This is a genomic window from Halosolutus sp. DAT137 (genome assembly GCF_059736405.1).
Map to the genome: position 1 here is coordinate 67,157 of NZ_JCAQID010000007.1, position 12,965 is coordinate 80,121.

Genomic DNA, 12,965 nt, shown 5'->3' on the forward strand with positions numbered 1-12,965 from the left:
CGGAGGTGGCGGCGATGAGTGACGTCGCCGACACGGAGGACGAATCGGACGCGGACGCCGAGACGGACGGCGGTGTTCGCGCGTACACCGTCCGTCTCGAACTCGTAGACGAACCCGGTGAACTGCTTCGCGCACTGAAACCCATCTCGGACAACGGGGGAAATCTCCTGAGTATTCACCACGAACGCGGCAACATCACCCCCCGCGGACACATCCCCGTCGAGGTCGACATGGAGTGTCCACCCGATCGGTTCGACGATATCGTCGAGGGGCTTCGCGACGCCGGCGTCAACGTCATCCAGGCAGGTGCCGAACGCTACGGCGAAGAGATCAGCGTCGTGCTGGTCGGTCACCTCGTCGAGAACGACCTTTCGGAGACGCTCTCGCGGATCGAGGACGAGGCCAGCGCCGTCGTGCTGGACCTCTCGCTGGCTGCACCCGAAGGAACCGCTGGCGTCGCCAGCGCCCGCGTTCGCCTCGCGATCGACTCCGGGCGGACCACACAGGCGCTGAAGGCGATCCGATCGATCGGGTCGACGAAGGACCTCACCGTCGTCGAACCGCTGCTCGGGGGTGACGCCTGATGCGACTCGCGATTCTCGGTGCCGGTGATGTCGGTCGTTCCGTCGCCGATCTCGCCGGCGAGTACGGCCACGAGGTCGTCGCGCTCGCCGACTCGACGGACGCCGCGATCGATTCGTCGGGAATCGACGTCGACCACGTGCTCGAGCGGAAGGTCGGGAACGAGGCCATCGGGACGGACGACCCCGCGGACGTGTTCGAGACCGACTACGACGTGCTCGTCGAGGCTACCCCGACGACACTCGACGACGCCGAACCCGGCTTCTCGCACACGAAACGCGCACTCGAGACCGATCGACACGTCGTCCTCGCCAACAAGGGACCGGTTGCCGAACGCTACGACGAACTCCGGGAACTGGAAGCCAAGAGTGCGGGGTCGATCCGATTCGAGGCCACCGTCGGTGGCGCGATTCCGGTTCTCTCGACGATCGAAGACTCCACGCCACAGGCCGTTACGGCCGTCCGGGGCGTCCTCAACGGCACCGCGAACTTCATTCTGACGCGGATGGCCGCGGAGGGACTCGACTACGAGCACGTTCTCGCGGAGGCCCAGGATCTAGGTGTGGCCGAGGCCGACCCGACGTTCGACGTCGACGGCACCGACGCGGCGCTGAAGTTCGTTATTCTGGCCAACGTGCTAGCAGACGGCGGCTTCTCGCTCGCGGACGCCGACGTCTCGGGGATTCAGAACATCCCCGGCAGCGCACTCGACCTGGCCGCCGAAGACGGCCGAACGATCCGCCTCATCGGGGAGGCGACTCGTGACGGGATTCGCGTCGGGCCCCGACTCGTTCCAGAAAACGGTGCGCTCGCAGTGACCGGAACGCGAAATATCGTCCAGATCGAGACGAAACACGCCGGCAGCCTCCACAACAGCGGCCGCGGTGCGGGCGGTCCGGAGACGGCGACTGCCGTCCTCTCGGACGTTGGTCGACTGCCGCTACGCTAACCGCGCAGCTACGGTTCACCGCCACCATCGTCCACCCACCGTCGGTTTCCGGGTCGAATCGACGCCACAGTAGTCGTTTTTTCTCCACTCATCCGTATCGATCGAAACTCGGTGACTAACTGGTGATCAACCGGTGAGCGTGGGCTACCGATCGCTCGTTCCGTACTGGCGGATAGACGACCGTCACCCAGCGTCGTCAGCCGACGCCGTCGGTCGATCGGCGGGGGTCGATAGGTGTGTGCATGAGACACAAACCGCAAGCAGGCGTCGGGTTCGGCAGAATACGCTATCGAAATGGTTTTAACCGCAACGAGCAAAAGAGACCGATATAAGCGCCTCTGCGCGTGAGCTACAACAATGAGCGAACAACACCAGAACTTGGCCATCATCGGCCACGTTGACCACGGGAAGAGTACGCTCGTGGGACGACTCCTCTACGAGACGGGGAGCGTACCAGAGCACGTCATCGAACAGCACCGCGAAGAAGCAGAAGAGAAGGGCAAGGGTGGATTCGAGTTCGCCTACGTCATGGACAACCTCGCCGAAGAGCGAGAGCGCGGTGTCACGATCGACATCGCCCACCAGGAGTTCTCGACGGACGCCTACGACTTCACCATCGTCGACTGTCCGGGCCACCGCGACTTCGTCAAGAACATGATCACGGGCGCATCCCAGGCGGACAACGCCGTCCTCGTCGTCGCCGCCGACGACGGTGTCGCGCCCCAGACCCAGGAGCACGTCTTCCTGGCTCGTACCCTCGGTATCGACGAACTCATCATCGGCATCAACAAGATGGACGTCGTCGACTACAAGGAGTCGACGTACGACGAAGTCGTCGAAGAAGTGACCCAGCTGCTCAAGCAGGTCCAGTTCAACACCGACGACGCGTCGTTCATTCCGATCTCGGCGTTCGAGGGCGACAACATTGCCGAGGAGTCCGACAACACGCCGTGGTACGACGGCGAAACCCTGCTCGAGGCACTCAACAACCTGCCAGAGCCGGAGCCACCGACGGACGCACCGCTTCGACTCCCGATCCAGGACGTTTACACGATTTCCGGTATCGGTACCGTCCCCGTCGGACGTATCGAAACCGGTGTCATGAACGTCGGCGACAACGTCTCCTTCCAGCCCAGCGACGTCGGCGGCGAAGTGAAGACGATCGAGATGCACCACGAAGAGGTGCCGAAAGCCGAACCCGGCGACAACGTCGGATTCAACGTCCGCGGCCTCGGTAAGGACGACATCCGCCGCGGTGACGTCTGTGGCCCGGCCGACGACCCGCCGAGCGTCGCCGAGACGTTCCAGGCCCAGATCGTCGTCATGCAGCACCCATCCGTGATCACGGCCGGCTACACGCCGGTCTTCCACGCCCACACGGCCCAGGTCGCCTGTACGATCGAGTCCATCGACAAGAAGATGGACCCCTCGAGCGGCGAGGTCGCCGAGGAGAACCCCGACTTCATCCAGTCGGGTGACGCTGCCGTCGTGACGATCCGACCGCAGAAACCCCTCAGCATCGAGCCGTCCAGCGAGATCCCAGAACTCGGGAGCTTCGCCATCCGCGACATGGGTCAGACCATCGCGGCCGGTAAGGTCCTCGAAGTCCACGAGAAATAAATGCAGCAGGCACGCGTTCGACTCGCGGGCACGAGTCCAGACGACCTCGACAACATCTGCGACGACGTCCGCGAGATCGCGAACAACACCGGCGTCAACCTGAGCGGTCCGATCCCGCTGCCGACGAAGACCCTCGAGGTGCCGACCCGGAAGTCGCCTGACGGCGAGGGCACTGCGACGTGGGAGCACTGGGAGATGCGCGTCCACAAGCGCCTGATCGATCTGGACGCCGACGAACGCGCACTCCGCCAGCTCATGCGCATTCAGGTGCCAAACGATGTCTCGATCGAGATCGTCCTCGAAGACTGACGATCGCGACTGAACGCAGTTGCGAGTTTTCACGTTCTCCGACGATCGAGCCGTCGCTGTACCTGGATCCTGGATCGAGTGTCCCGAGAATCCGATCGTCGGTGCGGGACGATTCGCGGGTTCGTGACTGAAGCGGCCACCGCTTTTGACCCTTGATTTCGCGTAGCCACTGACTTTCGACAGTAGGCCGCGCAGACTTTTGTCACTCGCCGCCCCATCGTACGGTATGTCCGAGCGATCGCGATCGCGGTCGGGACCGAAACTGGCGGGGCGTCCGGAGAGCGGTGAGTCGACCGACTGGTCCGGCTCCGGTCCCATCGTCGAGTTGCTCGCCATCTTCGTTCTGGTCTACGTCGCTCAGGCGATCACCGCGTTCGTCGGCGCGATGGTCGGCCTGTTCGTGCTCGCACCCCCGCTGGTAGACAATCCGTGGACGATCGTCACGAGCGTTTACGCCCACGGCGGCTTCGGACACCTGCTCTCGAACAGCGTCGCCCTGATCGTCTTCGGCTGGCCCGTCGCGCGAGCGACGACCCGGCTGCGATTTCACACGTTCTTTCTCGTCACCGGCGCGCTGGCAGGAGTCTCCCAGATCGTTCTCACGGGGGCGCTCGCCTCGCTGCCGATGGTCCCGGTGGTGCCGACGGCAGGTGTGCTCGGGGCCAGCGGTGCCGTCTTCGCGCTGCTCGGCTACCTGTTCGCCGCTAACCGGCTTTCGGACGTGTTCGCATCGATGATCGACGCCCCCCAGTGGGCGACGATCGCCGTCTTTCTCGTCCTCGCTGCAATCGTCACGCTGGCGACCGCCCAGCCCGGCGTCGCGCTGGTCGCCCACTTCACCGGCCTCTTACTCGGGTTGCTCGCCGGCCGCGCCGGCGTGCTCGAGGTCCGATCGCGAGGTGCTAGACGATGATCGATTGACGATCGATCGTCCGGCAACGGACACACCAGTGTTGACCAGTATCACGTCCTGTTCCGAAACACAAGCTACAAATACAAACGTCGGATAGAACACGTTGCGGGCTCGTAGATCAGCGGTAGATCGCTTCCTTCGCAAGGAAGAGGCCCGGGGTTCAAATCCCCGCGAGTCCATTCGATTCTTGTCACGTCTCGAATTGTCCCGTTAGTCGCACGTGTAGCGACTGATTCGGAATTATCCAGCAGTAAGGCGTGCGTACAAACCCCTGTTGAAAATCGAAGGACGAACAGTATCGAATCCACGTCCGCGCTTGCTGCCGATTCCAGCGAAGGAAACCGGGGGTGGTCGGCGTGAGTACCACGCTTCGGCCATATGTCACTGAATCCACCTGTCTCAATTGTGACTCACATGTCACCGATCAGTTCGGCCGGGTCTTCGGTGACGATCGGGACCGCGCCCACCGCTGTTCGGAGTGCGATAGCTACCGACGACTGAGCCGCGGGTCCGCTGCTGGAAAAAACGTCGAGATTCCTGACCCGGAGACGAGCGTCGGCCGTCACGGTGGTGAATCAGCGTGACCCGTCTCGTCGAATCCGACGAGTGTGAACGCTGTGGCGATCGCGTCGACGTGCTTCGACGCCTTTGCTCAGATTGCACGCGAGAGGTTCGCGACGCACGCGAGGGGCCGCTATGAGTTCGCGTACGTCCGAACTCGAGAGTCCGAAGGCCAGCGGTGATGCGATCGAAGCCGAGGTCATCCAGGCGGTTCACGCGCTCGAGTACGTCGGTGACCGGACGGCCACCTGGCACGACGCTCGAACCACCGAGATTTTGGAAGCCCACCGATCGCTGCCGTTCTACAGCATCGTGTTGCTCGAGCCGGACATCCCGGTCGAGATCAAAGGCTGCCAGCTCGAGACGAGCAACGGCGACGGAACGACCCACGGTCGAATCTACGTCAAGCGGGCGGCCCACGAACAATTGCTCAATGCCGCCGGGATGTACCTGATTGTGGTCTACCTCCCCCGGCCGGGGCTACCACAGGTCGCCCGCGCGATCGTGCCCGCGTCGATCCTCGACGAACTCCTGGCCGGTCGGTGGTACGAGGTCGGCGGCGATCGATCCGAACGGGAGGTCGCGAAACTCGCCTGGTCGCACGTGATCGACCCGACGACCGTCGATCCCGCGGTAACCGTGGGTGATCGGCTGTGACGACCGGAGAATACTCTTTGGGCGGTACTGGCCGGGGAGGATTCGAACCTCCGGCTACCCGGTTCGACGCCAGGCGCTCTGTCCAGTCTGAGCTACCGACCGGCAGTCTTACTCTACGGCCGGACAAAGTCATGTGTTCACTGCGCGCACCTGCGTGTCAGCATGATTCGGAGATTCAAGGCCCGAGACAACTAGATTCGGAAACCGACCACAAGGACGGTGGTCAGCGGTGATCGTCCACACGACATACTTCGGGCGGCTTCCGAGCTACGACCCGTTCGACGGCGCGGCGGTCTACGGCGTCGTTCGCTATCCGAAGGATTTCGTCGAACGGATCACCGATCGGAACATCCCGGCGGTTGCGCCGCCCGACGACCTTCTCGACGCCTACAAGACCGTCGAGTCGGCCGCCGAAAAGAACGGCGAGGCCAACCCCGCCGCGATCGCGTGGAACTCGGTTCAGTACGAACGCCGGTATCTCGAGTACCTGCAGCGACCCGGCCCACAGACCGTACTCGACGAGCTGACCGATCGCGCTCGGAAGCGTGATCTGTGGCTGGTCTGTTGGGAGAAAGACGCCCGCTGGTGCCACCGACGGTTGCTCGCGAACGCGATCGTCGACGACCTGGAAGACGTCGAGATCGTTCACCACCCGGACCCGTCGACTATCCCGATCGACGACGGTGACGACGAGGCCGACGATCCGGACGCGACGCTGACCGACTTCGCAGAGGCGGGAGGCGCGTAATGGCGCAAGTCGAGACGACGCCGCACGAAATCGAAGGCCGGTGGAAGTGGCCTGACTGGGGTCGCGGCCCGTACGACGCGCTCTCGTCGGTGATGCTCGGCCCACCGTTCGAGGGATATCTCGAACTGGACGTCGAGGTTGACGGCGAACCCTGGCACCTGGAGGTGAGCTACAGCAAGTCGGGGTTCGCGCCGCGGCTGTCGGACGGAATCGACGCAGAACGGCTGTACGAGTGGGATATCAAAGGTCGCGGTCGCGGCGAGCGAAAAGCGTCCTACAATATCTCCCCACGGTTCCCGAATATGCGCCACTGGGAGACCGGCGATCGGATTCAGCTCCCCTGGGAGAATCAGGTAGGCGAGGTCGACGGCGTCGACGTCGAGTTCCATACGAGTAACATCGAAGCCGAGCGTGGCCTCGAGCTGCTGCCGGAGTTCTTCGCGGCCGTGTTCGACGAGGCGAACGAACACATCTATTCGGAGTACTTTCGAGACGATCCGCACCCGGCGAGCCGGATGTGGGCGTACGAGCGGTACGTCCGAATCACTCGCGAATGGGCACGCAAACTCTCGTCGGCCGGTGTGCTGCAGAAGGTCGCGCTCTATCTATCCGATCTAGAGGGAGCCAAAGCCGAGTTGCACATCGATAACACCGAGGTGATGAACCACCAGAACCGGCTCCTTCTCGAGCCGTCGTCGGTGACCGAACTGCTGCCGGGTCACACCTACGGCCGCAAGTTCGAGATCTACCAGTTGGCCGATCCCGACGCGGTGTCGAAGGACCACCCCTCCTACCACCCGAAGGTCGAGGTGCTGGTAAACAAGAAGATGAACGGCGGTCAGGCATGGGCATGGGCTGATCGACACGAGCTGACCGCGGAGATCGAGGAGACGCTTTTGAACGCGCTGCACTGGGAAGACATCCCGCTCGGTCCCGACGGAAGCGGTGTCTACGTCGCAGACGATCACTTCGACGCGGTGGCGCGAGACGAGAACGTCGAGCTGTACGAAGACCCGACGCCGCGGCTCGAGGCGAAGACGGACCACCTGTTGATGACCACGCTTCGAGACATGGGCGAGACCGCCCGCGACGTGACCGAGACCGTCGCGACCGACGGCGGTGCGACCGTCGAGGAACTTGCCGACCAGCTCGGCAAGCACCCCGCGACGATCTACCGCGCGATCGAAGACCTCGACGAGATTCTTCAGCTCGACCAGGGCGACGTGTCGTTCCGGGTCCGAAAGTATCGTGAGGAACTCCGTGCGCTCGTCGAAAGCGCCGAGTACGCGATCGAGAGCTTTGCCGATCGCATCCAGCACGTGATGGGGCTGGCCGATCACGTTGCCGAACTCTCTCCCTTCCAGGAGTGGCTTGCCGAGAACGGTGCCGACGTCCAGTTCGACGAGAACGGCGATCCGGAACGCGTGCGGGTCGACACGATCCTGTCCGACCTGAAGTCGAGTAGCTTCGAGACCGTCGGCACGATCGCCGCGGAAGCCCTCGAGAAGTGGTCGAAATCGGGTAACGATCCGTCGGTTCTTCGCGGGTCACGGATGACCTGGAAGACGCCCGGTGGCGCCACCGAGACCGGATTCGTCGGCCCGATGGCCGATCGCTGAACCAGCCTCGGTAGTGGCAACGCTGTTTTCGTCCTTTATTTCAGCAAGTAAGATTGTTCTATAGCGGTGACTGTGTAACTCTGGTTGTAGTCGGTGGCTAGAGGCCGGGGTCGCCACCGCGATCGCACTGCACCGCTGCGGGGTCGTTTCGCGCTGCGCGCGAACGCCCCCTTGGCGGGTGTCCCCAAGGGGACAGAGGCAAAAAATTACAACGCCCCGCCCCGTCTCCGCAGAAAATCTCCAGTTGATGCACTCGAAATGGTGGTTGTACTCCCATTCTTCAATACATTTATTCCACATCTCTTAGAAGTCAGAACTATGTCTATAGGAGGGGGATTGATCCTATTTAGTGGACTTTTTAGTGTAGTTGGTGCAGTAGTAATAGCACTACCTGATACACCACGTTTGCGACTAATTTTGTGGTCGGAGCGGGTTAGAGAAGGACTGTATAAGATGGAGGCAAACGGATTAACTGAAAACGAAATAGGATATAAAGAAGTTGGTATCCTTATAGAAGAAATCTATAACACAAGTATATTAAGTAATTCGTGGGGGTATCGAGTCGGCAATCATACAATGTCACGATATGGTTTTGAAACAATATTCTTATTCACTGATAAGCAAAATGAAGAATCACAGGTGCCGTTAGGAAAAGAACTGGGAAAAGAGGTAGATTACCGAGTCGCCCGGTCGGAAATCAGACGGCGAATCAATAATTATCAGGCTGCAGTCCGCGCAGTTGGATTTATTCTATTGGCCTTCTCATTCGGTTTACAAACAATTGGATATTTGGTGTGATTTGAATAATTCTGTAGTTGGACAAACCCGGAGTTGTGGCTACAGTTTTTATTATATCGGATGATCAATTTAGATGAACAGTGAGATTTGACAACGTTGGATTGACGAACCTTTATTCAGCAGGTTTCTTCTTGCCAGTCATATTATGTTTCTATATAGCAATAGATTTGCTATCTTGGTTATATATGACGATTAGTTTACTATCGTTGCTTGGAGCCACAGTGTTCACTACAGGCATACGGTCAATCCATGGTCCTAATGGGCCGGAAGAAAATCCATTAGCGCAAAGAACAGTAAGACAGCGATATCTTGTTAGCCTATTTGGTAAGGGTCCTGCATATATTTATCCCGACAATCATTTTGATTTATTTTTGAATATCGAGGGTTATTCCCACTTAGTCCGTAAGCCAAGGACATTGATATTACTGTCAATTTCAACCGTTGGAATTGTATCTTGGCTTATCTCTGTAATGATCTCTGTGTTTATGTTTCCCAAGTTATCTTCTAATCCGGATCTCACACTGGTGTTTCTATATTTTGTTTTGTTTGCTTGGCTCTTGCAAACTTTCGTTGTCTCAGATATGTTCACATCCGCATATATTCTTGAAAATGATACCAAGTTTGGCTACAACCTGAAATTAGGTGACAGAAGCTATCCAAAACCAGATAGACCTGCAAAGTGGATGAAAACAGCTGATGCAATGATTTTGAGTGTTTTATTTAACAAGAAATACCCAGTGACACCGCTTTTGGTATCGTACTACTGTTGGCAAATTCATACAGAGTCCTTTTTAGAATCAATAAAAAAAGCGTTTGCCAGTCAGGACAGAGTAAAAGAACGGCTTGATGAATTAGCCGACCATGACATGGTTGTGAAATATTCAAATGGTCAGTATGAAATGACTGAATTGGGTATTGCTTATCTTTTTGGCGAGGTGAAAGCTAATTTCTTTGAAAAAGATTAATTCTACTATTTTTCTGGTACTGCCTCAGAGGATCGTACTCAAAACAATTCCTCAATTGCGATCTTCGCCTGTTCGGTCCCGCGGTGATCGCCGCCACCGTGCCAGCGGAGTAGCGGAAGACTCGACGCCTTGACCATCCTGTCCTGCAGGATCGTACAACCCGATCGCCCATGTGGACGGTAGACCACGAAACAGTACCAGCCGTTCGCTCGCCGGAGTTTTTCGTGGTACTCGCGGTAGACTTTGAAATTGCCCGGCTGACCGTTGCTGTGTTCGATCATCGTCGATTTGATTTCGACGGGTGTTCCGTTCTGAAACCTCGCGTCGTGCCAGCTCGCCCGCTCGAGCGTGAATCGACGCTTCTTGGCCATCCGCTTTTCGCAGGCCGTCCCGAAGTGATTCGCTCGCTTCGATCGATTCACCCCGATCGACCACCGTTACGCGCGCGGCGCGTTTTTTCGAAATCGCTCTCTAAAAATGTCAAATTTCGTATGCAACACGTGCGCCCCGCGCGCCGATATATATACGACTCCGCTGCTCGAGCGAGGGACCGCCCACGGCTCGCTTCGCTCCCGAAGGGAGCGAGCGGTGGGCTATGGGCGTTACTAAAGGGGGGTTGGTTGGATTTGGAATGTTGGAATCGTAGCGCAGTCATGCGATTACACGATCCACCGTTTCAACCCATTCGCGCTTTTCAGAGTCGCCAGACTCGTAATCTTCCAACCAGTTATAGACCGTCTGGTCGGAATACGGAACGTACTGTGAAGCCTTATACGGCGACATTCCCTCGTCTACGCAGGTTTTGATGGTCCACATTGCGACCTGTTTCACCTCTTGTTCGGAGATCGCCTCGGTTGGATCGGTATCGTCGCTTGGAGCTGTCCAACTCCAGTCGGCTTCGTCGTTCGTATGAGGCTCCCAGTCGGCAGGCGGAATGCCCGTGAACGGCCGCGGGTCGATGTCCTGCAGCTTCCCGCCGGAGATGCGCTCGGCCTTGATCGCCTTGCCCTGGTTGTTCCGATCGGGCTTTTTCAGGATCGTGCCGACGCGCCAGAGAAGTGGGTGAATCGAACTCTCGTCGTGACCGATATAGATCAACGCGCCGTTGTACTTGCGGATCTTGAACACCAGCGGCCCCATCAGTTTGCGGACTTTCTGGCCGTCCTCACCGGTTCCGCTGGCGTTCGTCGAGAACTCGTCACCGATGAAGAGCTTCGGCTGTTGGGCGTTCTCGACCGGATCACCGTCCTTCTCGACCCACTCGGCAAGTAGCGGGTAGTTCGGTATCCAGCCGTCCTCGACGCTGCCGTCGTCACGAACCCAGTCGTCGTTCCGCGGGAGCGTGCGGATGTTCGACGCGACTTTCAGATTGCCGTCGACCCACCGATCGCGCAGCTGCGCAATCAGGCACGCGAGGTTCGTTTTCCCGGCACCCATCTCACCGAGGATTACGATCACCGGCGCGGGTCCGGCGACGATCTCCCGTAAGCGCGTGATCGCCTTGATACCGGATAGGTCCGCCTCTTGCGCCGGGTCACCGATATAGTGTTTCAGCGTGAGCGTGTCGCCGTTCTCGAGCGCCTGCCGCGCCGTCGTCGCCCCTTCGGCGCGGAGGATGTCGCGGTTCTTCCCGACGTCCATGTACGTCGCTGACGCCTTCGTGTTCCACCGATCGGGATCATGGTGGACCGCCCGCATGGAGAGTTGGCGATCGACTTGTTCGTCTCGAACGAACCCGGAGTGCTCGAGCACTTCGTCGGGATCGCGTGCCAGGTTGTTGCTCTGGTACTCGCGAAAGCCGCCGACCGTGAAGTTGTCCTGTTCGTCGCTCATCGATCGACACCCCCGTCAGTTGCGGCCTGTTCCGCCGCCTGTGCTTGGGTTTGCGGTGGTCCGCCGGTGGTGTCGATACCGTGCTCATCGGCGTAGTCGTCGACGTACGCGGTGATGTCTTTGATCTCGTCAATATCGCGGTCCTCGGCGTCCTGCTTGGCCGACTCGAAGCGTTCTTTCACGGCCGTGCGCGGGTTCATGAGTCCGCGTTCGTCGGCCTCGGCTTCCTCGTTGATCACGTCGGACTGGATCTGCAAGCCCATCTTGCTGATCCGTCCGCGGAGTCGGTTGTACTCGAGGAACGCCTCGACGAGATCGCCGTGTACGTCCTCGAACATGGCTTTCGTCGTGACGAGTTTCGAGTCGGCCATCTGTGAGAAGTAACAGCCGCGAACGACGAGCGTGTCCGTGTCGTCGTGGTGTGCAAACTCGCGTACCTCGAACGCGTCCCCGTCGTTGACCGAGTACGGAGATGGCCCCTCGACGGTCTTTTCGTCCCACACGGACGGTTCGACGTAGTACTTTTCTCGGGCGTCTGTGACGCCGTTGATGTGGTGTACCGCGACCATGTGTCGCTGCCGGAGTTTCTTGATTAGCCACACGAAGAAGCCGAACAGCGCCGGCCCGAACAGCAAGGTCGCCGCCAGCATCCCGACGGCGATCGGGGGAATGCCGGGCAACGACGGCCGGTAGATCACCAGCATCGCGCCCAGTGACAGAAAGATCCCCAGGGCGAGTATCTGCGCCTCTGCCAGCAGGTAGGTGAGTCTGTCCTTCCAGTTCCCGAACGTCGTGCTAAGGGTCATGCTTTGATCACTCCGCTTTCTTCTCTGTAGAGGACGAATCCGGCTGCTGCACCCGAGAGAACGATCGATAAGAGCATCCCGAAGAACAGCCCTTCCTCACCGCCGAAGTACTGCAACGGGTTGTCCTCGCCGTCCATCTCCGTCGAGAGGCGAACGGTCATGCCGTCCACTTCGACTGAGACGGCGCTTCCGCCCCGGAATTCGGTGACATCCATTCGAACTCTCGTCACTTCATCCCGTTCGAGAAATTGGTTTGTCTGCGGGACCTGCGTCGCTCCGTCCTCACCGATCCCAGCGAGCGCGTCCGAAACGGTCACACCGGCCCGCCTGTCCGACGCGATCGCGACGATTCCCTCACCGTTGGTAAACTCCCAGCCAACTATCCGCGTGTAATCGTTGAATCGGATTACCTGCTGATTCTCGAGTGTGTCGGCCCCGGTGACGTTCCCCTCGTCGCCCAGCTCGTCGCTGGTATTCTCGATCGCATCCTCGGTCGCGTTCTCGGTCACGTTCTCCTGTGCCGAGACGCCCATACCGCCCATGCCCATGCCCAACGCTGCAAGCAGGGCTACCGCCGTCAGTACGCGAAAAATCCTGTGCATGGG

General features: G+C 59.5%; 15 protein-coding genes and 2 tRNA genes. 12 read left to right on the forward strand and 5 right to left on the reverse strand.

Annotated elements, in window-relative coordinates; genetic code table 11:
- The first annotated feature begins 14 nt into the window (after positions 1 to 14).
- From AC6I6L_RS09960 to AC6I6L_RS09995, 8 genes are all read left to right on the forward strand, one after another.
- The gene (locus AC6I6L_RS09960; protein ID WP_497917606.1) at positions 15 to 584 is read left to right on the forward strand and encodes an amino acid-binding protein; all 570 of its coding nucleotides are present in this window, start codon (positions 15 to 17) and stop codon (positions 582 to 584) included.
- Positions 584 to 1,531, forward strand: coding sequence for a homoserine dehydrogenase (locus AC6I6L_RS09965; RefSeq protein WP_497917607.1), 948 nt, complete (start codon positions 584 to 586; stop codon positions 1,529 to 1,531). Before AC6I6L_RS09960 ends, AC6I6L_RS09965 begins: the two co-directional genes overlap by 1 nt.
- Positions 1,532 to 1,888: 357 nt before the next feature.
- On the forward strand, positions 1,889 to 3,151 hold the full coding sequence (gene tuf / locus AC6I6L_RS09970; RefSeq protein ID WP_497917608.1) for a translation elongation factor EF-1 subunit alpha: 1,263 nt from the start codon (positions 1,889 to 1,891) through the stop codon (positions 3,149 to 3,151).
- Positions 3,152 to 3,460 carry a 30S ribosomal protein S10 gene (gene rpsJ, locus AC6I6L_RS09975; RefSeq protein ID WP_008160457.1) on the forward strand — a complete coding sequence of 103 codons (309 nt, stop codon included), beginning with the start codon at positions 3,152 to 3,154 and terminating at the stop codon, positions 3,458 to 3,460.
- 226 nt (positions 3,461 to 3,686) lie between these two features.
- Entirely contained in the window at positions 3,687 to 4,373 is a 687-nt protein-coding gene (locus AC6I6L_RS09980; protein ID WP_497917609.1) for a rhomboid family intramembrane serine protease, read from the forward strand.
- A gap of 107 nt (positions 4,374 to 4,480) precedes the next feature.
- Positions 4,481 to 4,552, forward strand: a tRNA-Ala gene (locus AC6I6L_RS09985).
- A gap of 168 nt (positions 4,553 to 4,720) precedes the next feature.
- On the forward strand, positions 4,721 to 4,957 hold the full coding sequence (locus AC6I6L_RS09990; protein ID WP_497917610.1) for a DUF7563 family protein: 237 nt from the start codon (positions 4,721 to 4,723) through the stop codon (positions 4,955 to 4,957).
- Between the two features lie 112 nt (positions 4,958 to 5,069).
- Positions 5,070 to 5,591, forward strand: a complete 522-nt coding sequence (locus tag AC6I6L_RS09995; RefSeq protein ID WP_497917611.1) for a PD-(D/E)XK family putative nuclease — start codon at positions 5,070 to 5,072, stop codon at positions 5,589 to 5,591.
- Between the two features lie 27 nt (positions 5,592 to 5,618).
- Here AC6I6L_RS09995 and AC6I6L_RS10000 read toward each other — a convergent pair.
- A tRNA-Arg gene (locus AC6I6L_RS10000) sits at positions 5,619 to 5,693 on the reverse strand.
- 127 nt (positions 5,694 to 5,820) lie between these two features.
- Between AC6I6L_RS10000 and AC6I6L_RS10005 the strand changes: the two genes are divergently transcribed.
- From AC6I6L_RS10005 to AC6I6L_RS10020, 4 genes are all read left to right on the forward strand, one after another.
- On the forward strand, positions 5,821 to 6,339 hold the full coding sequence (locus AC6I6L_RS10005) for a DUF488 family protein, N3 subclade (RefSeq protein WP_497917612.1): 519 nt from the start codon (positions 5,821 to 5,823) through the stop codon (positions 6,337 to 6,339).
- Positions 6,339 to 7,958 carry a DUF7845 domain-containing protein gene (locus tag AC6I6L_RS10010; RefSeq protein WP_497917613.1) on the forward strand — a complete coding sequence of 540 codons (1,620 nt, stop codon included), beginning with the start codon at positions 6,339 to 6,341 and terminating at the stop codon, positions 7,956 to 7,958. Before AC6I6L_RS10005 ends, AC6I6L_RS10010 begins: the two co-directional genes overlap by 1 nt.
- A 318-nt stretch (positions 7,959 to 8,276) precedes the next feature.
- Positions 8,277 to 8,756, forward strand: coding sequence for a hypothetical protein (locus tag AC6I6L_RS10015; protein WP_497917614.1), 480 nt, complete (start codon positions 8,277 to 8,279; stop codon positions 8,754 to 8,756).
- A 185-nt stretch (positions 8,757 to 8,941) separates the two neighbouring features.
- The gene (locus AC6I6L_RS10020; RefSeq protein ID WP_497917615.1) at positions 8,942 to 9,721 is read left to right on the forward strand and encodes a hypothetical protein; all 780 of its coding nucleotides are present in this window, start codon (positions 8,942 to 8,944) and stop codon (positions 9,719 to 9,721) included.
- Between the two features lie 38 nt (positions 9,722 to 9,759).
- On the opposite strand, the gene AC6I6L_RS10025 is transcribed toward AC6I6L_RS10020, so the two are convergent.
- From AC6I6L_RS10025 to AC6I6L_RS10040, 4 genes are all read right to left on the reverse strand, one after another.
- Positions 9,760 to 10,143 (reverse strand): PD-(D/E)XK family putative nuclease, encoded by a 384-nt coding sequence (locus AC6I6L_RS10025; RefSeq protein ID WP_497917616.1) that lies wholly within the window; start codon positions 10,141 to 10,143, stop codon positions 9,760 to 9,762.
- A gap of 229 nt (positions 10,144 to 10,372) precedes the next feature.
- Positions 10,373 to 11,554, reverse strand: a complete 1,182-nt coding sequence (locus AC6I6L_RS10030; protein WP_497917617.1) for a hypothetical protein — start codon at positions 11,552 to 11,554, stop codon at positions 10,373 to 10,375.
- Positions 11,551 to 12,360 (reverse strand): hypothetical protein, encoded by an 810-nt coding sequence (locus tag AC6I6L_RS10035; protein ID WP_497917618.1) that lies wholly within the window; start codon positions 12,358 to 12,360, stop codon positions 11,551 to 11,553. Before AC6I6L_RS10035 ends, AC6I6L_RS10030 begins: the two co-directional genes overlap by 4 nt.
- The gene (locus AC6I6L_RS10040; RefSeq protein ID WP_497917619.1) at positions 12,357 to 12,962 is read right to left on the reverse strand and encodes a DUF8063 family protein; all 606 of its coding nucleotides are present in this window, start codon (positions 12,960 to 12,962) and stop codon (positions 12,357 to 12,359) included. Before AC6I6L_RS10040 ends, AC6I6L_RS10035 begins: the two co-directional genes overlap by 4 nt.
- Positions 12,963 to 12,965: the final 3 nt, after the last annotated feature.